General features: G+C 67.4%; 21 protein-coding genes and 1 other RNA gene. 2 read left to right on the forward strand and 20 right to left on the reverse strand.

Annotated features, from left to right (window positions below):
• Positions 1 to 9: 9 nt before the first annotated feature.
• From folP to ACO054_RS12440, 14 genes are all read right to left on the reverse strand, one after another.
• Positions 10 to 1,065: a dihydropteroate synthase gene (gene folP, locus ACO054_RS12375; RefSeq protein ID WP_421706889.1), complete on the reverse strand. Its 1,056-nt coding sequence runs from the start codon at positions 1,063 to 1,065 to the stop codon at positions 10 to 12.
• Between the two features lie 168 nt (positions 1,066 to 1,233).
• Complete coding sequence (gene ftsH, locus ACO054_RS12380; RefSeq protein WP_421706890.1) at positions 1,234 to 3,153, reverse strand: ATP-dependent zinc metalloprotease FtsH; 1,920 nt, start codon at positions 3,151 to 3,153, stop codon at positions 1,234 to 1,236.
• Positions 3,154 to 3,231: 78 nt separating this feature from the next.
• Positions 3,232 to 4,638, reverse strand: a complete 1,407-nt coding sequence (tilS, locus tag ACO054_RS12385; RefSeq protein WP_421706891.1) for a tRNA lysidine(34) synthetase TilS — start codon at positions 4,636 to 4,638, stop codon at positions 3,232 to 3,234.
• A 22-nt stretch (positions 4,639 to 4,660) separates the two neighbouring features.
• Positions 4,661 to 5,827: a tol-pal system protein YbgF gene (gene ybgF, locus ACO054_RS12390; protein WP_421706892.1), complete on the reverse strand. Its 1,167-nt coding sequence runs from the start codon at positions 5,825 to 5,827 to the stop codon at positions 4,661 to 4,663.
• Between the two features lie 433 nt (positions 5,828 to 6,260).
• Positions 6,261 to 6,761, reverse strand: a complete 501-nt coding sequence (pal, locus tag ACO054_RS12395; RefSeq protein WP_421706893.1) for a peptidoglycan-associated lipoprotein Pal — start codon at positions 6,759 to 6,761, stop codon at positions 6,261 to 6,263.
• A gap of 173 nt (positions 6,762 to 6,934) precedes the next feature.
• Positions 6,935 to 8,263 (reverse strand): Tol-Pal system beta propeller repeat protein TolB, encoded by a 1,329-nt coding sequence (gene tolB, locus ACO054_RS12400; protein ID WP_421710360.1) that lies wholly within the window; start codon positions 8,261 to 8,263, stop codon positions 6,935 to 6,937.
• Between the two features lie 49 nt (positions 8,264 to 8,312).
• Entirely contained in the window at positions 8,313 to 9,326 is a 1,014-nt protein-coding gene (locus tag ACO054_RS12405) for a hypothetical protein (RefSeq protein ID WP_421706894.1), read from the reverse strand.
• Positions 9,327 to 9,410: 84 nt separating this feature from the next.
• A complete protein-coding gene (gene tolR, locus ACO054_RS12410) occupies positions 9,411 to 9,875 on the reverse strand; it encodes a protein TolR (RefSeq protein WP_421706895.1) in 465 nt (154 codons plus the stop codon).
• Positions 9,876 to 9,879: 4 nt separating this feature from the next.
• On the reverse strand, positions 9,880 to 10,605 hold the full coding sequence (gene tolQ, locus ACO054_RS12415; RefSeq protein WP_421706896.1) for a protein TolQ: 726 nt from the start codon (positions 10,603 to 10,605) through the stop codon (positions 9,880 to 9,882).
• A gap of 14 nt (positions 10,606 to 10,619) precedes the next feature.
• A complete protein-coding gene (gene ybgC / locus ACO054_RS12420; RefSeq protein ID WP_421706897.1) occupies positions 10,620 to 11,081 on the reverse strand; it encodes a tol-pal system-associated acyl-CoA thioesterase in 462 nt (153 codons plus the stop codon).
• Complete coding sequence (gene ruvB / locus ACO054_RS12425) at positions 11,078 to 12,169, reverse strand: Holliday junction branch migration DNA helicase RuvB (RefSeq protein WP_421710361.1); 1,092 nt, start codon at positions 12,167 to 12,169, stop codon at positions 11,078 to 11,080. Before ruvB ends, ybgC begins: the two co-directional genes overlap by 4 nt.
• Positions 12,170 to 12,180: 11 nt before the next feature.
• Positions 12,181 to 12,831, reverse strand: a complete 651-nt coding sequence (gene ruvA / locus ACO054_RS12430) for a Holliday junction branch migration protein RuvA (protein WP_421706898.1) — start codon at positions 12,829 to 12,831, stop codon at positions 12,181 to 12,183.
• Positions 12,828 to 13,418, reverse strand: coding sequence for a crossover junction endodeoxyribonuclease RuvC (ruvC, locus tag ACO054_RS12435; RefSeq protein WP_421706899.1), 591 nt, complete (start codon positions 13,416 to 13,418; stop codon positions 12,828 to 12,830). Before ruvC ends, ruvA begins: the two co-directional genes overlap by 4 nt.
• A gap of 52 nt (positions 13,419 to 13,470) precedes the next feature.
• Positions 13,471 to 14,223, reverse strand: coding sequence for a YebC/PmpR family DNA-binding transcriptional regulator (locus tag ACO054_RS12440; RefSeq protein ID WP_421706900.1), 753 nt, complete (start codon positions 14,221 to 14,223; stop codon positions 13,471 to 13,473).
• 368 nt (positions 14,224 to 14,591) lie between these two features.
• Between ACO054_RS12440 and ACO054_RS12445 the strand changes: the two genes are divergently transcribed.
• On the forward strand, positions 14,592 to 14,855 hold the full coding sequence (locus tag ACO054_RS12445; protein WP_421706901.1) for a hypothetical protein: 264 nt from the start codon (positions 14,592 to 14,594) through the stop codon (positions 14,853 to 14,855).
• A 31-nt stretch (positions 14,856 to 14,886) separates the two neighbouring features.
• Here ACO054_RS12445 and ACO054_RS12450 read toward each other — a convergent pair whose 3' ends face one another.
• The 6 genes from ACO054_RS12450 to ACO054_RS12475 form a co-directional block, all read right to left on the reverse strand.
• Complete coding sequence (locus tag ACO054_RS12450; protein WP_421706902.1) at positions 14,887 to 15,066, reverse strand: hypothetical protein; 180 nt, start codon at positions 15,064 to 15,066, stop codon at positions 14,887 to 14,889.
• A gap of 24 nt (positions 15,067 to 15,090) precedes the next feature.
• Complete coding sequence (locus ACO054_RS12455) at positions 15,091 to 15,921, reverse strand: TIGR00282 family metallophosphoesterase (protein ID WP_421706903.1); 831 nt, start codon at positions 15,919 to 15,921, stop codon at positions 15,091 to 15,093.
• A gap of 38 nt (positions 15,922 to 15,959) precedes the next feature.
• Positions 15,960 to 16,568 carry a 5-formyltetrahydrofolate cyclo-ligase gene (locus tag ACO054_RS12460; RefSeq protein WP_421706904.1) on the reverse strand — a complete coding sequence of 203 codons (609 nt, stop codon included), beginning with the start codon at positions 16,566 to 16,568 and terminating at the stop codon, positions 15,960 to 15,962.
• Between the two features lie 25 nt (positions 16,569 to 16,593).
• Positions 16,594 to 16,753, reverse strand: a non-coding RNA gene (gene ssrS, locus ACO054_RS12465) — 6S RNA.
• Between the two features lie 41 nt (positions 16,754 to 16,794).
• The gene (locus ACO054_RS12470) at positions 16,795 to 17,193 is read right to left on the reverse strand and encodes a cell division protein ZapA (RefSeq protein ID WP_421706905.1); all 399 of its coding nucleotides are present in this window, start codon (positions 17,191 to 17,193) and stop codon (positions 16,795 to 16,797) included.
• Between the two features lie 6 nt (positions 17,194 to 17,199).
• Positions 17,200 to 17,445 (reverse strand): DUF4164 family protein, encoded by a 246-nt coding sequence (locus ACO054_RS12475; RefSeq protein WP_421706906.1) that lies wholly within the window; start codon positions 17,443 to 17,445, stop codon positions 17,200 to 17,202.
• Between the two features lie 517 nt (positions 17,446 to 17,962).
• On the opposite strand from ACO054_RS12475, the gene tkt reads away from it, so the two are divergent.
• A complete protein-coding gene (gene tkt, locus ACO054_RS12480) occupies positions 17,963 to 19,972 on the forward strand; it encodes a transketolase (protein ID WP_421706907.1) in 2,010 nt (669 codons plus the stop codon).
• Positions 19,973 to 19,984: the final 12 nt, after the last annotated feature.

A 19,984-nucleotide genomic window follows, 5' to 3' on the forward strand; every position in this document is an offset into this window, starting at 1 on the left:
CAAACCGGCTTATAGCAAAGACGGCGCCTTTGGGGAAAATTCCCGCTCGCTGGAGGCGGCGATTGCGGTCCAGACCTTCAGGGCCTGGCAGGTCTCGGCCACGTCGTGAACGCGCAGGATCTGAACGCCACGCTGGACGCCCGCCAGGGCCGCCGCCAAGCTTCCGGGAAAGCGCTGCTTGGGCGCCGGTCCCTCGCCCGGCATCAGCTTGGAAATGAAGGACTTCCGCGATACGCCCAGAAGCAGCGGGCAACCCAGGCCGTGGAACAACGCCAAGTTGTCGAGCAGTTTGAGGTTATGCTCAAGGGTCTTGCCGAAGCCAATGCCCGGATCCACGGCGATCCGCGCGCGGGGGATGCCAGCGGCCAGGCAGGCCCCCACCCGCGCCTCCAACCGGTCGAAGACGTCCAGTGCCACATCATGGTAGCGCGGGTCGGCCTGCATGGTGCGCGGGTCGCCCTGCATATGCATGAGCACCACCGGCAGGCCCAGCTCGGCCGCCGTTTCCAGGCTGTCCGCTTCGCCGGTCAGCGCCGTCACGTCGTTCAGAATCCGCGCGCCAGCCTCGGCCGCCGCCCGCATCACAGCGGGCCGGCGCGTATCGACGGAGACGACCAGTCCGCGCTCGGCCAGGGGCGAGATGACCGGCAGCACGCGGCGTAGCTCCTCTTCCAACGGAACCGGATCCGCACCGGGACGGGTCGACTCCCCGCCCACATCCAGGATCACCGCTCCGGCCTCCGCCATAGCGAGTCCCTCGGCAACGGCCCGCTCCGCCTGCAGGCGGTCGCCGCCGTCGGAGAAGCTGTCAGGCGTCACGTTGATGATGCCCATGACGAGCGGACGGTCCAACGAGAGGCCGGCAAAGGCAGGACGCGGCGCTGAGATAAGCTCGACACGCTCGGCCAGCGCAGGCGGCAAGGCCGCGGGCGCTAGGGCATGGTCCTTCCCACCCCGCTGACGCAGGGTGACGGAGGCCGCCCAGAGATTTCCGGCAACGGGCAGCCCGTCCGAAAGAGCATGCCGGGTCAGGGCAGTGGGAAGAAGGTAGGGCGTGGAAGTCATGAGGCGAAGATGCTCGAAAGGGCGGACAGCCTGGACCCGGCCCAGTCCGGAAGCAAGATGGCTCTCGGCCGAAAAGACAACGCCCCCGCCGAACGGCAGGGGCGCGTCTTAATCGTTCTATACCGGTTCCGGCGTAGGCTGTTACTCAGCCGGTTCCGGCTTGGACTGCTATTGAGCAGGTTCCGGCTCGGGGCCGATGCCGCTGTCCTTGGGTCGGCCGCTGGAGGGGACGGAGGACCGCCGCCCGCCGCTCGGCTGCTGAGGCTTGTCGTTCGGATCGCTCCGGTCGATGGCCTCGCCGCGCAGAACGCTCTGAACCTCCTCGGCACCAAGCGTCTCGTACTCCAGCAAGCCCTTGGCCAGCAGATGCAGGTCGTTCATGTGCTCGTTGAGGATCTCGTGCGCCTTTTTCTCGGCTTCGTCGATGATCCGGCGCACCTCCTCGTCGATCAGCCGGGCCGTGGATTCGGAGACGCTCTGCTGCCGTGCCACTGAGTGTCCAAGGAAGACCTCATCCTGGTTCTCGTTGTAGCGCAGCGGACCGAGCTTTTCGGACATGCCCCATTCGGTGACCATCTTGCGGGCCAGGTTGGTGGCCTGCTGGATGTCGTTGCCGGCACCGGTGGTGACGTTTTCCTTGCCGTAGATGATCTCCTCGGCCGCGCGGCCACCGAACATCATCGCCAGCTTCGCGGTGATCTCCGACAGTTTGTAGCCGTAGCGATCCCGCTCGGGCAGGTTCATGGTCACGCCCAGCGCACGACCGCGCGGGATGATGGTGACCTTGTGCAGCGGATCGTTACCCGGCACGAAGAGGCCGACCAGGGCGTGACCGGCCTCGTGATAGGCCGTCAGTTCCTTCTCGTCCTCGGTCATCACCATGGAGCGGCGCTCCGCCCCCATCAGGACCTTGTCCTTGGCGTTCTCGAAGTCGTTCTGCGTGACCACCCGCTTGCCGGCGCGTGCCGCGATCAGGGCCGCCTCGTTGACCAGGTTGGCTAGATCGGCACCGGAGAAGCCCGGCGTGCCGCGCGCGATGACCTTGGCATCGACGTCGGGCGCCAAAGGCACCTTGCGCATGTGAACGCGCAGGATCCGCTCGCGGCCCAGGACATCCGGGTTCGGCACCACCACCTGGCGGTCGAAGCGGCCCGGACGCAGCAGGGCGGGATCGAGCACGTCGGGACGGTTGGTGGCGGCGATCAGGATAACGCCCTCGTTCGCCTCGAAGCCGTCCATCTCGACCAGCAGCTGGTTGAGCGTCTGCTCGCGCTCGTCGTTGCCGCCGCCCAGGCCGGCGCCGCGATGGCGGCCGACCGCGTCGATCTCGTCGATGAAGATGATGCAGGGGGCGTTCTTCTTGCCCTGCTCGAACATGTCGCGCACGCGGCTGGCGCCGACACCCACGAACATCTCGACGAAGTCGGAACCGGAAATCGTGAAGAAGGGGACATTGGCCTCGCCAGCGATGGCGCGGGCCAGAAGCGTCTTACCGGTGCCCGGAGGGCCGACCAGCAGCATGCCCTTGGGGATCTTGCCGCCGAGACGCTGGAATTTCTGCGGATCGCGCAGGAAGTCGACGACCTCCTCCAGCTCCGACTTGGCCTCATCGATGCCGGCCACGTCGTCGAAGGTGACGCGCCCCTGCTTTTCGGTCAGCAGCTTGGCCTTCGACTTGCCGAAGCCCATGGCCTTTCCACCGCCGCCCTGCATTTGCCGCATGAAGAAGATCCAGACGGCGATCAGCAGCAGCATCGGGAACCAGGAGATCAGGATCTGCAGCAGCGGCGACGCCGACTCCTGAGGAGCTGCATTGATCTGAACGCCGTTGTTGCGCAGACCCTCGACCATGCCCGGATCCTCCGGCGCGTAAGTCGAGAAGCGCGTCCCGTCGTTGTAGGTGCCTTCGATCTGGCGCCCCTGAATGGTCACGTCGCGAACATTGCCACCTTCGACCCGGTCAAGGAACGTCGAATAGGCTACCTGAGAGCTGCTGTTCGGGCCCGGCGAGCCTTGAAACAAGCTGAACAGCGCGAACAGAAGCAGGATGATGATGATCCAGAGGGCGGCATTTCGGCTGAAATTCACGTCGCATTCCCTTCGTCGACAGGGTCTGCGCGAGGTTCCAGCAAAGACCCGTCAGAGCTACATAATGTGCCCCGAGCGCTAAGCAACTGTAAAGCTCGTCTCCGATCCGGTTTCCGCGACCGATTGCGGCACGCAGAAGCGCCCCCGGGTCAAGGCGCGGTCGGGGCGAAAGCGGCTGGAGAAGAGATCCGGATCCCACCCGGGCCGGACGAAAGCGAGCTGCGGCACCGCCAGAGGAACATCCCGTTCGAAGAGCGCCGGCAAGCATAGTCGTGCGGCGGCGGGCAGAGCGAGGGTCGGCAGCGCCACCGTCTTGAGGTCGGGACGCGCCTTCAATACCGCCCTCCACCCGGACTCGCCAAGCGGTCCGACGGCAAGATCGGGCGGCGCGTCGATGCCGAGAGACACCCAGAAGCGACCGTCCCACCGCAGGCTTTGACCGGGCGCGAGCGGACAAACCTGGGCGGTCGGCTCGCGGACCGCCAACCAGCCGCCGGACGCGTCCTCGTCGCCTGTCTTTCCGAGAACCCGGGGCAAGAGACGGCAACCGCCGAGTGTGGCTGGGCGCAAAGGCTGCTCGCGAAGACGTGATAGGGCGCGCTGGGTGCGCGCAGCCCGCGGCGGCCAGCGACCGCCACCGATGGAGGCGAGCACCTGCGCCAACGCCCGTAGCGCGAGCGGATCCGGCGCCTCGACAAGAGCGGGCGCGATCGTGGCGAAGCCGGCCGGATGAGGCGACACCGCATCGACCAGTAAGGCGGCCACTTTTTCCTCCATTGCCGCGCGGCGACGGCCAGCCGTGGCCGCTAGATCCGCGAGCAAGCGGGGATCCAGCCCGGCCGCGGTCAGGTGGGTGGCGCGCGCGCGCAGGCGACCGCGGGCGAAGCGCTCATCGCGGTTGCTGGGATCCTCGACAAAGCCGAGACCGGCGGCACGGCAGGTCGCGACGAGCCGTGACTTGGGCAGCGTCAGGAAGGGCCGCAGCAGTCTGAGATCCCCGACTTCCGAGATCGCCGGCATCCCGGCCAAGCCATCGGGGCCGCTGCCCGAGTCCGCACGCTGCAAGAGGGTCTCGACCTGATCGTCGCGGTGATGGCCAAGCGCCAAATGCAGAATGCCCGCCACCCGGCAGGCCTCGCCCAACAGTCGATACCGCGCCTTCCGCGCCGCCGCCTGCAATCCCGTCGATACGCCGAGGCCGTCGCCCCAGACGAGCAGGCGGCTATCGATCCCAAGGGCCGCGAGCCGCGCGGCAACGGCAGCGGACTCCTCGGCGGACTCCGCACGCAGACGATGGTCGACGAGCAGTGCGAGCAGACGGCCGCCGCGCGCCGTCAGCCAGGACTGCAGCAACCACGCCAAGGCAAGGGAATCGGGACCGCCGGACACCGCGGCGGCGACCTGCGGGCGCGGCTCGAAGGGTCCGCAAAGCTCGAACAGCCCTGCGGCCTCCGCAGTGCCGATCGCCGAGTCGTCGAGCGGCACCGTTTCGGTCGGAATCGCGGAGCTAGCTGCAGCCGAGTCTCTGGGACTCGCGGAGCGCGCGCTGGAGAACGGTCGGTGCGGCATTGGGATAGCGGCGCTGCAGCTCCGAGAAGGTTGCGCAGGCATCCTCGGTCACGCCGAGGTTGGAGAGGGACATGCCGAGTTTCAGCAGGTTGTCCGGTGCCTTGCCGCTGTCTGGGTAGCTCTGGTAGCCCTCGGCGAAGACGACGGCAGCGGTCTCGTAGTCTCCGCGCACGTAGTGGGTTTCACCGAGCCAGTACTTGGCGTTACCGGCCAGATTGCTGTCCGGAAAGAGATCCAGATACTGGCCGAAGGCGGACTCAGCCGCCGGATAGTTCATCTGGCGCAGCAGTTCGAAAGCCGAGTTGTAGGCCGCCTGGGGATCGTCGCCCGAAAGCTGCGTGGCGGGCGCCAGAGCTTGCTGTTGCCCCGGCGCGCCGGTTGCCGCCCCTGCGCCGGCCGCACCCTGGCGGGTCGCCGCCAAGGCCTGATCGCTGATGGTGCCGAGGGAACGCGGCTCCAGCGGTGCGGGCTGACCTTGGCCGGTCGGAGTCGCAGCGCTGCCGGGATCTGCGGTCGCCGTGCCGACCGGCGGCGTTCCGGCAGTTGGCGTTCCGGCAGTTGGCGTTCCGGCACTGCCCACCACCGTTGGACCGCTGCCGTCGAGCGGCGTAAAGCTCGCTGTCGGGGTCTGCGCGCCGGCCGCCGGCTGACCCTGCTCGAGCCGCAGCAGCCGCGCCTTGGTCTCGGATTCGAAGCGATCCATGCGCTGCCCCAACTGGCGCACGCCGAAATCCGCGTCTTCGATGCGCCCGGTGATCCGGCGCAGCTCCGACTCCAGGGCGGAGAGCCGCCGTTCGAACTGGGCGGCCTGACCCGCAGTCAGCGCACCAGTCTGGGCCAATTGCGTCTGGGCCACCTGCGTTTGGGCCAATTGCGTTTGGGCCACTTGCGTCATCAGGCGCCGATGTTCGCCGGACAGATCGGCCGCGCCGCGCCGCAAGTCCGAAACCTCCGCTCCCAGCGCCGCGAGATCGTCAGCCAGGGCCAAAGTCGGTTCGCCGTTCGGATCGAAGTCCGAGCTGTTGGCCAGCCCGGGACCGGAGATCAAGACGGCGACGACCAAAGCGGAAGACCAGGACGTCGGGGCGCAGCGAAAAAAGGACATGACAGCTTTCCGGAGTTGTCGTCTGGAGGTGTCGTCTCGAGCAGTCTCTGGTCTTAAAGGTCTCTGGGGTCTTAAAGGTCTCTGGCCAGGATCGGTGTCTCGTCACGGTCTCGCTCGGCGAGCGGCGCGACTCCACCCTGCGGTTGTCAGAGGGTCGCCGCAGCCAGATCCATCACCAGTACCTAATATGTTTCCGCGGTTACTTTGACCAAAATACGGCGCTTGGTCGGATCGTGATCACCGCATCTTGATCGAGACGACGATCGAACGGCCTGCCAAACACCAGACCGTGAACGGAAAGATGCCCGCCGCCGTCAAGCGGCAGCGGGCACCTTTCACGACATTTCCGGTCAAGATCTTCCGGGACCGTCTGTGACGAAGCTTCGCAAGGTTTTGCGAGGCCTGCCGGAGCGGTCCCGACCGGTCCGCCGCGTCAGCCCGGGAGGAAAACGCTACGGCGATTCTGGGCCCAGGCGGCTTCGTTGGACCCGAGCACGGCCGGACGCTCCTTGCCATAGCTGATCGTCCCGACACGGGTCGGCGCGATACCAAGTGCGATCAGGTACTGCCGCACGGCACTGGCGCGGCGCTCGCCCAGCGCCAGGTTGTATTCGCGGGTGCCGCGCTCGTCGGCATGCCCTTCGACGGTCAGGGTCACCGTGGGGTTCTGCTGCATCCAGGCCGCCAGACGGTCGACCGTCGCACGGGAGTCGGAGGTAAGCTCAGCCGAGTCGAACCCGAAGAAGACCCGGTCGCCGACCTGCTGAACCAGATCCTCGCGCGACCCCGCCACGACCTGATCGGTCGGCGCGCCCACGGTTGAGTTGGCGCCGGTCTGGGGAGAGGTCCCCGCGCCAGCCTGATCGTCCGGTGCGCTTTCGCAGGCGGTCAACACGAGCGCCGCCGCGGCGATCAAAACGTACTTGAGCTTCATGATTGCGAGAATCCCCTTATCTGACGTCCGGGTTCCAGGATGTCCCCCGAACCACCTGTCCTCTGTTGATCGCCTTCAGCTGGCCACCGGCCAAACTCGGCGAGTCGATGCCCCCTAATTGTGCCGAATCGCACGAACTCGCGCGACCGGGACGCAATATATCGAGGAGGGTTTCATGGAATCAAGGGCGACCAGGCCGGGTCCGACGCGTCGAGCGGCGTGATGACCTCCCGCTCGTTGAACCCCGTCAAGTCGATCGTGTACAGCCGGCTGCGTTGCTGGCCTTGGGATGTGGCTCTCTCGGTCCGGTAGAAAGACATCACCCGGCCGTTGGGCGCCCAGGTTGGGCTTTCCACCAGAAAACCGCTCGCCAGCATGCGCTCGCCCTGGCCGTCCGGCTTCATCACACCGATGTAGAAGGTGCCCTGATGCATGCGCGTGAAGGCGATCAGGTCGCCGCGCGGCGACCAGACCGGCGTGGCGTAGCGCCCCTGGCCGAAGGAGATGCGGCGCACATCCGAACCGTCCGAGTTCATGACGTAGAGCTGCTGGGAGCCGCCGCGGTCCGAATTGAAGACCACGCGCGATCCGTCCGGCGCGTAGGAGGGCGAGGTGTCGATCGCCGGACTGCGGGTGAGCTGCTGTACCCGGCGGGTCCGCAGATCCATCGTGTAGATATCGCTGTTTCCTGCCTCGGCCATCGACATCACCACCTTGTTGCCGTCGGCGGAGAACCGCGGCGCGAAGGTCATCCCTGGAAAATCGCCCAGTACCTCGCGGCGCCCGGTCTGAAGGTCCAGTAAATAAACGCGCGGCCTGTTGTTCTCGTAGGACAAGTAGGTGATTTCCTGAGTCGTCGGCGAGAAGCGCGGCGTCAGAACCAGGTTCTGTCCCTCGGTCAGGAACTGATGGTTGGCCCCGTCCTGATCCATGATCGCCAGCCGCTTGACCCGGCGATCCTGGGGCCCGCTTTCGGCGACGTAGACCAGCCGGGTGTCGAAATAGCCGTCCTCGCCGGTCATGCGCTTGTAGATGGCGTCCGAGATGATGTGGGCGATCCGCCGCCAGTTCGCCTGGGTGGTCGTGTAACCCAGGCCGGTCATCTCCTGTTCCGCCAGCACGTCCCAGAGGCGGTAGAAGACCCGCAGGCGGCCGTCCGAGGTGATCTCGACCCCGCCGCCGACCAGCGCCTTGGCGTTGATCAGACGCCAGTCGGCGAAACGCGGACCGTTCTGTATGCTGGCGACGTCCTGAATGAAGGCCCGCTGGTCGATGGGCACGAAGAGGCCGGAGCGGGCGAGATTGTCCGAGATGACCTTGGCGATGTCCGCGCCGAGCTGCGCCTGTTCCGGCGTGCTCGAATGGAAATCGGTCACCGCGATCGGCAACGGCTCGGCAAAGCCCCGCACGATGTCGACGGTGAGCTGCGCCCGGGCCGGCGCGACGGTCAGCGCGACGGCGAAGAGCGCGCCGAACAGAAGAGAGAGGACTCGCAGCGGCAAGACGGCTGCGACGGGCGAGAACGGAAGACGGCGAACGAGACTCACAGAGTTATCCTCCCAACATCTGCCGGGGATCGAAGCGAAGGCGAATGGACCTCCAGACCTCGTATTGGGACTGGGGCAGTTCGGTATAGGGCGCGCATTCCAGGATGGCGCGCCGGGCGTTCTCCGCGGCCGCCCGATAAAAGCGGTCGCTGTTCAAACGGCCGGGATCCTCGAAACGCGGCTCGCCGATCAGGAAGCCCTCTCGGGTCAACTCGATGTTCATGACCACCAGGAAGTCCTCGGCATTGCGCGCGCCCGGGTCGAAGCGCCAGCAGTAGGCCATCTTGTTCTGGATGATCTGACCGAGCTGATTGACCTCGGCACTGGACGGCAGAGCGTTGCCGGGGCCGGGCCTGGCCGCCTGCTGAGTCTGGCGCGGTTCCGGTTCCTCCTGGTTCTGAAGAACGTTGCGCAGCACCGACTGCAGGCGGTCCTGCGGCGGCTCTTCGGGTTCCGGCTCGGGCTCGGCTTCCGGTTCGGGTTCCGGCTCGGGCTCGGGCCGATCGGCGACCTGCGGGCGGCGCTGGGGGATCGGCGGGGTCACGTCGGCCAGCAGGGCCTGTTCCGGTTCGGCTGGCTGGGCCTCGGTTGCCGGCGGCTCGGGCTCGGGGGCCGGCTCGGGCGTCTCGGGTTCAACAGCGGCGACCTCGGGTTCCGGCGCCGGCTCGGGTTCCGGTGTGGGCTCCGGCAGCGGCACGGCGTCGGCGGCCGGCGGTGTCGGCTCCGGCTCGGGAGGAGCGGCAGGCTCCGGCGGCGGCGTGGGCGCGGCCTCGGGTACCGGGGGTGGCTCCGCCGCCTCGGGAGGGCTCTCGGCCAACTCGGCCTGAGGCACCTCTGGCACGCCGGCAAGCTCCGCCTCGCTCTGGGCCGCCGCCTCCGCCAACTGATCCACGCTCACCAACTCGACCGAGAAGACCGGGGCGATGGGTGGCGGTTCGCTCAAGCGCGGCAGACCCACCACGGCCAAGCCCACGACAGCAAGATGCAGAGCGACCGAGCCGAGCAGCCCGGCGGTCATCCCATTCCCTTCCTGTGCGGTTTGCTCCGCGAGAGTCACGTTGCTGAAAGCTCCCTGTCGTGGTGCGAGGTGAAGGCGGTGCGGCTACTCGGTCACCGGTTCGGGGGGCGGCAACTCGGCGATCAGGGCGACGCGCGAGAAACCGGCGGCGTTGATCGTGCTCATGACCTGCATCACGGTTCCGTACTGCAGGCTGCGGTCGCCGCGAATGTAGATCCGCGTCTCCGGATTGTTTTCGGTGATAGCTACCAGGCGGGGCACCAGAACGCCGAGTTCGACAGGCGTTTCCTGGATGTAGACGGCCCCCTGAGCATCGACCGTAACGACCAGCGGCTCGACCGGCTCGGAGATGTTCTGGGCCCGGGTCTGGGGCAGATCGACCGGCACGCCGACGGTCAGCAACGGCGCGGTCACCATGAAGACGATCAGCAGCACCAGCATGACGTCGACGAAGGGAGTGACGTTGATCTCGCTCATCGGCGACCAGCGCCCGCGCCGCCGGCGACGGGCGGCGGTCTGCTGGGCACGCTTCATCAGGGTCGCGGCCATCGGGCTAGGCCGCGTCTTCGATCTGCCGGGAGAGGATCGCCGAGAACTCGCCGGCGAAGGACTCCAGCCGCTGTCCGTAGCGGGTCAGATCGCTGTTCAGCTTGTTGAAGCCGATGGTGGCGGGGATGGCGGCCACCAGACCCAGTGCGGTGGCAAAGAGCGCCTCGGCAATGCCCGGCGCCACCACCGTCAGCGAGGTGTTGGCCTCGGCCGCGATGGAGGTGAAGGCGTTCATAATGCCCCAGACCGTGCCGAACAAGCCGATGAAGGGCGCGGAGGAGCCGACCGATGCCAGGAAGGTCATCTGCTTTTCCAGCCGCTCCATCTCGCGGCCGATGGTCAGATCCATCACGCGTTCGATCCGGTCGCGGACCGCCATGCCATGCTCGCCGTCGATCCGGCTACCCCGGGCGCTGGAGCGGCGCCATTCGCGCATCGCCGCCATAAAAACCGCCGACTGCGGGTCGTTCGCTCCGTCGCCGAGGCGGTCATAGAGCTGGTCCAGCGATCCGCCGGACCAGAAGGTATCCTCGAACTGCTCCGCCTTGTGGCGCAGACGGCGCAGACGCACGGCCTTGTCGAAAATGATCGCCCAAGTCCAGATCGAGGCGACCACCAGCAACAACATCACGAACTTCACGACGATATCGGCCATGAGGAATAGACCCCACGGCGACAAGTCGTGCGCGCCTGCGGCCGCGCCGACGACCTGAACCGCTTCGTTCTCCATATCCCGGGACGCTCCTAGGTTTCCGGTTGACAAAATGGCGCTAGGGTTTGGCGGATCTGTGGCGGAATTCGGCCAGGTCTGCCATCCGACAAACGCAGGCAGGCGACCCGCACCCTGATATCCGCCAAAAGGTTACCGTCACGTTCAACCCTTTGATGCGCAGATAGAACCGCACCGCCGAGCTTGGTGAGACGCGACCGTATCTGCAGCAAGTCCTCCAGACGTGCGGGACTGACGTAGTCGACGCTGGCCTTCCGCACCGCGAAGGCGAGACCCTGCCGGTCGCGCAGCGCGATCTGATCGATCGACAGCAGGCGCAGCAGCTCGCTGCGCGCCCGCTCGGCGAACTTCAGATAGTTGGCGTAATACACGATACCCGCCGCGTCGGTATCCTCGTAATAGACACGCAGAGGAAGAAGGTGGTCGCTGCCTTCGAACCAACCGGAACTGGGACGCAACTCACCGACCGACTTCAAACTCTGTCCTCCGCCGCACCGGACCCGTCCGGCGCGTCCGCTTCAGTCGCCTCGTCTGTGGAACCGCCCCCGGTCGGGAGGTCGAGCTGTTCGACGAGGGCGCGCGGCGCCTCCAGACCCAAATAGCCGAAACCGCTGCGGGTCAGCATGCGGCCGCGCGGCGTGCGCTGAAGCAGACCCTGCTGCAGCAGGTAGGGCTCGATAACTTCCTCGATGACGTCGCGCTGCTCGGATAAGGCAGCGGCCAGGGTCTCCGCCCCGACCGGACCGCCGCCGTAGTTCTGGGCCAGACAGCCGAGATAACGGCGGTCCATCGCGTCGAGACCGCGGGCATCCACCTCCAGCCGCCGCAGCGCGCCGTCGGCGATGGCGGCATCGACCTCTCCCGCACTCTCGACGGCGGCGAAATCGCGCACGCGCCGCAGCAGCCGGCCGGCGACGCGGGGCGTGCCGCGGGACCGGCGGGCGATCTCGCCCGCGCCGTCGGGAGTCAGCGGCATGTTCAGAACGCGGGCGCCGCGCCCGACGATCAGCTGCAGCTCCTCGGGCGTATAGAACTGCAGGCGCAGCGGAATCCCGAAGCGTTCGCGCAGCGGCCGGGTGATCAGGCCAGAGCGGGTGGTCGCGCCGATCAGCGTGAAGGGCGGCAGGTCGATGCGCACCGAGCGGGCCGCCGGCCCCTCGCCGATGATGATGTCGAGCTCGAAGTCCTCCATCGCCGGATAGAGGATCTCCTCCACCGCCGGGGACAGGCGATGGATCTCATCGATGAAGAGCACGTCGCGCGGCTGCAGGTTCGTCAGGATCGCCGCCAGATCGCCGGCACGTGCGATGACCGGCCCGCTGGTCGCTCGGAAGCCCACACCCAGCTCGCGCGACACGATCTGCGCCAGGGTTGTCTTGCCGAGGCCGGGCGGTCCGTGGAACAGCACGTGGTCGAGAGCCTCGCTGCGCGCCTTCGCAGCCTCGATGAAGATCCGCAGATTGGCCCGAAGCTGGGCCTGCCCGACGAAGTCCTCCAGGGCCTGGGGGCGCAGGGACAGCTCGGCGCTCGCGTCCTCCTCACCTGAATAGTCGGGACTGACCATGCGGATATCGCTCACGTCGCCAGTTCCCTCAGGCCGCCGCGAATCAAGGCGTCCAGACTGGCATCACCGCCCAGATCCCGGCTGGCCGCCGCCACGGCCGTAAAGGCCTCGCTGCGCTTGTAGCCGAGATTGACGAGGGCCGAGATGGCGTCCTCCGCCCGCTGGGCCAGGGCGTCGCCGGCGCCGTTGGTCGCGGCGGCTGCCCCGCCTGCCGAGGGCTCGCTGCCGGCGACGCCACCCGACACGCCGCCGTGGAACACCAGGGCACCGGCCTTGTCCTTCAATTCGGTGACGATCCGGCCGGCCAGCTTTGGGCCGACGCCGTTGGCCCGCGCGACCGCCGCCTTGTCCTGAGCGGCCACGGCGGTCGCCAGTTGATCGGGCGCGAGCACGGACAGGATCGCGAGCGCCACCCGAGCGCCCACGCCTTGAACGGTCGACAGCAGGCGAAACCACTCGCGCTCGCCACGCTCGGCGAAGCCGAAGAGATGGATATGGTCCTCACGCACGTGGGTCTCGATCAGCAGGGCCGCCGTCTGGCCGGCCTGCAGCCGGCCCAGGGTCGCGGCGGAGGCGAAAACCAGGTAGCCGACACCGCCGACGTCGAGCAGACAGCGGTCTTCCTCGACCGTATCGACCAGGCCCGTCAGCTTGCCGATCATGATGGGACGACTCCCGCAGTGCGGCGTCTGGTCCCGGCGCGCTGCGGGCCGGCACGCTGCGGGCCGGAACCGGGATGGCGCGCACGCGGATCGGCCCGCCCCTGGCTCCAGACCGCGCCGGTCGCCGCCATGTGCGCGTGGCAGATCGCGACGGCCAGGGCATCGGCGGCGTCGGGCGTCTCGATCTCGCAGCCGGGCAAGAGCCGGCTCACCATCATCTCGACCTGGTCCTTTTTGGCGTGTCCCGTACCGACCACCGACTTCTTGACGATCATCGGCAGGTACTCGGTCACCGGGATCTCGGACAGCGCCGGTACCAGCAGCGCGACGCCGCGCGCCATGCCGAGCTTCAAGGTCGACCCGGGGTTCTGATTGGCCAGGGTCTGCTCGACGGCAGCCTGCTCCGGCGTGAAATCGGCGAAGACCGCCTCGATTCCCTGCTTCAACTGCACCAGGCGCCGAGCGAGATCGAGCGCGCCATCGGACCGAACCACGCCGTTCGCGACGTGACTGAGACGGCTGCCCTCCGCCTCGATCACGCCCCATCCGGTCTGGCGCAGCCCCGGGTCGAGCCCGATCACGCGCATGCTGCCTCCCTTCACCACCCTGCAAGCCACCACCCTACGAGCCGGCCCAGCTCTAGGCGGTCAGGCGTTCCAAGACCTCGTCGGCGATCTCGAAATTGGCCGCGACCTGTTGAACGTCGTCGTTGTCGTCGAGCACACCCAGCAGACGCACCAGCTTGCCGGCCTGCTCCTCGTCCTGGATGGGGGTGGTGCTCGCAGGTTTCCAGACCAGCCCCGCCTCGCGCGGATGGCCGAAGCGTTCGTTCAGAGCCTCGCGAACCTCGGCAAAAGCTTCGACCTGGCAGAGGATCTCGTGTGCATCCTCCCCACTGATCACATCTTCGGCACCGGCTTCGACGGCCGCCTCGAAGACCTCGTCGGTGCTGCCGACCTCGGCCGGAAAGATCAGTTGGCCGACCTGATTGAACATGAAGGACACCGAGTTGGTCTCCCCCAGATTGCCGCCGTGCTTGGAAAAGGCGGCGCGCACCTCGGAGGCTGTGCGATTGCGGTTGTCGGTCAGGGCTTCGACGATCACCGCGACGCCGCCCGGTCCATAGCCCTCGTAACGGACCTCCGTCAGATCGCTGCCGTCGTCGCCGCCGGTGGCCTTGGCGATGGCGCGCTCGATGTTGTCCTTCGGCATGTTGGCGCCGCGCGCCGCCTGGATCGCCGCCCGCAGACGAGGGTTCTTGTCCGGCTCCGGCAAGCCCGACTTGGCCGCGATGGTGATTTCCCGGCTCAGGCGGGCAAATTCCTTGGCGCGCTTCTTGTCCTGCGCGCCCTTGCGGAACATGATGTTCTTAAATTGTGAATGCCCTGCCATAACGTCTTAAGTCCTACATCCTGAGGGATGGCTTTCGGGGTTATACCATATCTTGAGGCCGTGCGACGGAAGACAAAGAGAGGCGCACGGCCCGCGCGGCCGCGACCGCCACGGCTCGACAGCCGGACTGCAGCCTCACGCGCTTCTAGAGCCCCGTCGTCCCGGAGGGAAGGGGTTTCGCTTCGATCCCCGACAATCGCGGCCTCGTCTTCAGACGTGAGAACGCGATAGGAGCGCTGCGAGACAGCCCTGACGTTAAGAGCGCCTTAAGCTTGGTAGGTGCAGTCTGCGAGGGCATACCGCAGCGGGCTCGGACCTGAGCGGACGCAGTCGAGATCGCGGACACGATGAGCTCCGAGGGACGAGAGATGGCGCTGCCAACCCAAGTTCTACCCGCCGACCTGGCCGAGGACCTTGCCAACGGCAATGTCGAGCGTGCCGCCCAGCTTGTCGAGGACTTCTCTCACCAGTCGGATCTGGCTGCGCTGGACGCCGTCCTGGGGGCCGCGACCCAGGCCGACACAGTCGCCGCTGCGCGCAATGCCGCCGCCGCCGCCGCCGAACAGGCCAGTCGCAGCAAGCTTCTGGGCGAAGAGATTTCCCGTTACCTGAACGTCGCCGGCAAGCTCTAGCGGTGGCGCCGCGCCCTTAAGGGCGTCCGGATCAACGCTCCGTCTTTGCCTCGGCATAGGCCAGGAACCGCCCCGTCGCCTTCGGGTCTTCGATATGAAACCGAAGCCGAAGACCGGCGCCTTCCATCATCTCGACCTGTTGCGTGAACTGCTCGTTGGCGACGAAGAGGGTGCCGTCAGGCACGGGTCTGACGGCGTCATTGAACGGCATAGGCGTTGTCTTCGGCCGACCGCCCTATTCCGCTGCCAAGGCAGTTTCCGGCAGTGTCGGCTTCAGCTTGCCGCCGAGGCGCAGGGGCTCGATCCGCCGCGCCAGTCCGGTGCGGTCGTCCGTCTCCACGAAAACGCCGCAGAGGGTGGCCTCCCCCTCGGCCGGCTGCATACGGGCTGTCGGCAGCTTCCTGGTGAAGCGGGTGATCGACCCGTCCTTCTGCATGCCGATCACGGAGTCATAGTCGCCGCACATGCCGGCATCGGTCTGGTAGGCCGTCCCGCCCGCCAGGATCACGGCATCGGCCGTGGGCACGTGGGTGTGGGTGCCGACGACGAGGGACACCCGCCCGTCGAGCAGGTGAGCCATCGCCATTTTTTCGCTGCTCGCCTCGGCATGCACGTCCACCAGAACGAAGTCCACCGTGGCCCCGAGGGTGTGGCGGGTCAGCTCGCGCTCGACGGCGGCGAAGGGGTCATCGAGCGGATCCATGAAGAGACGCCCCATCACGTTGATCACAAGCACCTTGCGGCCGCGCCGCGCCTCGAAGGTCGCGGCACCCCGGCCCGGCGTGCCGGCGGGGTAGTTCACGGGACGCAGCAGCTTGGGCTCGCGCTCGATGAAGGACAGTGCCTCGCGCTGGTCCCAGGAGTGATTGCCGCCGCTGATGGCGTCCACGCCGGCGGCGAAGAGCTCCTGACAGATGCTTTCGGTGATCCCGAAGCCGCCGGCCGCGTTCTCCCCGTTGACCACGACGAAGTCGAGGTCGAGTTGGCGGCGAAGATCCGGGAGCCGCTCGGTGACGGCCTTGCGGCCGGCCCGTCCCACGATGTCGCCTAAGAACGCGACGCGCATTTCGTTTCCTCTCCCAACGTCTCCGCAACGCCCCGGCTCTACCCGAAGCGCAGAACGGCACGTTCCGTAACCAAGGCATCCAACCGCCGATCGGTCGCTTCGATCGGCAGATCCTCGACCTGTTGCCCGGCATAAGCCAAGCCGACGGCAGTGATCGCCTTCACGCGCCGCAGATCGGCCAGCGTCCGGTCGTAGAATCCGCCTCCGTAGCCGAGCCGGTAGCCGTGTCCGTCGAACGCCAAGAGGGGGATCAACAGCATGTCCGGGACGACGACCGGCGCCGTGTCGTAGGGTATCTGGGTGCCGAAGCACGCTTCGGCCAGGGGGTCGCCCGGATGCCAGGCCCTAAAGACCAGCGGCGCCCCGGACGCCTCGACCACCGGCAGACAAAGCCGCCGCCCCTGCGCGGCCAGGGCGAGCATCAGGGGCCGGGGATCCAGTTCGTCGCGCAGCGGCCAGTAAGCCGATACCAGCGCATCCGGCGGGAAATCCAGGTCGGCGATAGCGCGATCGCGAACCGTTTCCGCCGCCGCCGGCGCCGCGGCAGCCGCCCGGCGGCGCCGTTCGGTCATCCGGCTGCGCAAGGCCGCCTTGGCGGCCATCGTGGCCTCGTTCGGCGAACCGCTATCGGCCGTCGGCCCGCTCATTGGGCAAGGGAGTGCAAGAGAGCTAGGGGGTGCCACGATGGCCGTTGGTCGCTAATCATCCTCTGTGGCCTGCTTCAAGCAGGTGGGCGCCGTAGTGCCGAGGCCAGGACCCCGACAGGGACAGCTCCCGAGAGACTGACATTGGCCCCAGGGATCTAATGACCTGACGCACCTCGCAGCGAAGCCCCCTCCGCGGAGACCGCGGACCAAAGAGAATAAGACGGGATCAGCCCGCTTCCAAGCGCGCACTCAAGGAATCGAGCTGCCGTGCCGCCGCCTCGAGACGCTCCGACGCCTGAGCCCGGACTTGAGCCTGAGCCGCCTCGACCGCCTCGCCTAAATGCTGGCCGCCCGCAGCCTTCGCTGTCGCGGTAGCCCCGGCCGCCTTCGCTCCGCCGGCCGACTCCAGAGCCTCCAGGCGATTGCTCGCTTCCGCCAATTCGTCGGCGATCAGAAGACTCATCATGACCAGCAGCCGTGCCTCACCGACCTGACCGACCGAGGTCGAGAGTTCGCGCATCCGTCCGTCGACGTAGTTGGCTAGGCCAAGCAGATGAGACTCCTGGCCGTCTTCGCAGCCGATCTGATAGGGCCGCCCGTTGATCGTGATGGTGACCTGCGCCATGCGGCCCTACCCTTCCAAGACGCGATCGAGGCGCTCAATCGCCACGTCGAGACGTCGGGACACGTCGCCCGAGAGTTGTCGAAGCCGGTCGGACTCCTGCTGTGCTTCGGCGAGCGCCGCGGCAACTTCGCCGGACTCCGAGTGGTCAGGCGGTGCCCCCGCCTGGCCGGACTGCTGCAGGCGGGCGGAGATTGCCTTGTCGAGGCGCGCGAGCGCTGCCTCCAGGCGGCGGTTGGCTTCGTCGAGTTCCATCATGGCTGTCGGTAAGCTACGCAGGGCCGCAGGCGAGGGTCAATGGCGGAGCGGTCTTCGTCGAGGGTCGATGTCGAGGGTCGATAGGAACAGAGGATCCCGGCACGGAAGGCGGCGCGACGGCAGCACAGTGGCAGCACCGTAGCGGAGCGACGCGGGAGTCACGCCGAAGTCACGGCAGCCACGTGAAGGTCGCGAGCAAGCGGCAAAACGATACAACCTTTCGGGGGTCTTTCTCTCAGGGATCTTTCGGGGCGTTGTGCGGTTGACCGGCAGAGGCGCCCTGGGCATTGTGCGCCGCATTCCGGAGGCTACGGTCGCAGCGCGGCCTCGGTCTCTTTCCCGGAAAAGTCCGTGGCTCGGCGGACGCCGCCCTCCCCCAGTCCACTTGGCGTGTTGCAACGCCCGAGATCGGCGGGGACCGCCTGGCGGCAAGGCGGCGGCCCGGCCAGTGATACACCAGGCTTCGTGCCGCGCGCGAGACAGCGCCGCCGCACGGGGAAGCGAGGAGGACCCAGTGGCCGAACTGCGCCACGATTTCGATCCCACCAGCCACGGCACCAGCCTGACCGAGATGGCCAATGCCATCCGCGCGCTGTCCATGGACGCCGTTCAGAAGGCGAACAGCGGCCACCCCGGCATGCCGATGGGCATGGCCGACGTCGCCACCGTACTGTTCAGCCGTTTTCTCAGATTCGACCCGCAACGCCCCGACTGGGCCGACCGTGACCGCTTCGTGCTGTCGGCCGGCCACGGGTCGATGCTGCTTTATAGTCTGCTGCATCTGACCGGCTACGAAGACATGCCGATCGAAGAGCTGGCGAACTTCCGCCAACTCGGGAGCCGGACAGCCGGCCACCCGGAACACGGCCATGCGAGCGGCATCGAGACGACCACCGGCCCCCTGGGTCAAGGCCTGGGCAACGCGGTCGGCATGGCCCTGGCTGAACGGATGCTGGCGGCCCGCTTCGGCGACGCCCTGGTGGATCATCACACCTACTGCCTGGTCGGCGACGGCTGCCTGATGGAGGGCATCAGCCACGAGGCGATCAGCCTTGCCGGACATCTGAAGCTCAGCAAGCTGATCGTCCTGTTCGACGACAATGCGATCTCGATCGACGGCGGCACCGACCTCTCCTGCTCCGACGACCAGCTCGCCCGCTTCCAAGCCAGCGGCTGGGACACGCAGAGCGTCGACGGTCACGACCCCGAAGCGGTGGCCGCGGCCATCGCAACCGCTCAGGCCAGCGACTCACCCTCTCTAATCGCCTGCAAGACGGTCATCGGCTTCGGTGCGCCAAACAAGCAGGGCACGGTGGCCACGCACGGCGCCCCGCTGGGCGATGCCGAAATCGCGGCGGCGCGCCAACAGCTTGGCTGGAGCGCCGAACCCTTCGTCGTGCCCGACGCCATTCTGTCGGCCTGGCGCGCCGTCGGTGCGAAGGGTGCCGGCCTGTCGGCGGCCTGGGACGCCCGACTGGCCGACGCAGATCCAGCCGATCAGGCGGAACTGAAGCGTCGTCTGGCCGGCGAAGCGCCGGAAGGCCTGGAACAGGCCATCGTCGCCTTCAAGCAGGAGATCGTGGCGGAGGCGCCCTCCGTCGCCACCCGCGTCGCCTCTCAGAAGGTGCTGAGCGCCCTGGTCGGCGTACTGCCGGAACTGGCGGGCGGCTCGGCTGACTTGACGGGATCGAACGGCACCCGAGCGGCCGGCATGGAGGTCGTGACCGGCGACGACTTCTCGGGCAACTACATCCACTACGGCGTGCGCGAGCACGGGATGGCCGCCGCCATGAACGGCATGGCGCTGCACGGCGGCCTCCTGCCCTACGGCGGCACCTTCCTGGTGTTCAGCGACTACTGTCGCCCCTCGATTCGCCTGGCGGCGTTGATGCAGCAGCGGGTCGTCTTCGTGATGACCCACGACTCCATCGGCCTGGGCGAGGACGGGCCGACCCACCAACCGGTCGAACACCTGGCGGCCCTGCGGGCGATCCCCGGCCTGAAGGTCTTCCGGCCCGCCGACGCCGTCGAGACAGCCGAGTGCTGGGAGCTGGCCCTGCGGAGCGACGGTCCCAGCGTCCTGGCCCTGACTCGCCAGAACCTGCCAACCGTCCGCGGCGAGCACGCGGCGGAGAACTACTGCTCCTGGGGTGCCTATATCCTGGCCTCGGCCGCGAGCCAGAGGCAGGTGACCCTGCTCGCCTCGGGCTCCGAGGTGCAGATCGCCCTGGAGGCGCGCCAACTTCTGCAAGACGAGGGGATCTCGGCAGCGGTCGTCTCCATGCCGAGTTGGGAAATCTTCCTGGAGCAGCCGGCCCACTATCGCGACGAGGTGCTGGGCCCGGGTGCCCTGCAGATCGCGGTGGAGGCTGCCGCGCCCTTCGGCTGGAACCGGTGGGTCGGCCTCGACGGCACAGTCGTCGGGATGCCCGGCTTCGGTGCCTCGGGCAAGGCCGAGGACCTCTACGCGCATTTCGGCATCACGCCCGAAGGCGTGGTCAAGGCTGTCAAGGCTTGGCTATGAGAGCAGCCCAGT

The organism is Algihabitans sp. (assembly GCF_965226985.1).
GTDB lineage: Bacteria > Pseudomonadota > Alphaproteobacteria > Kiloniellales > DSM-21159 > Algihabitans.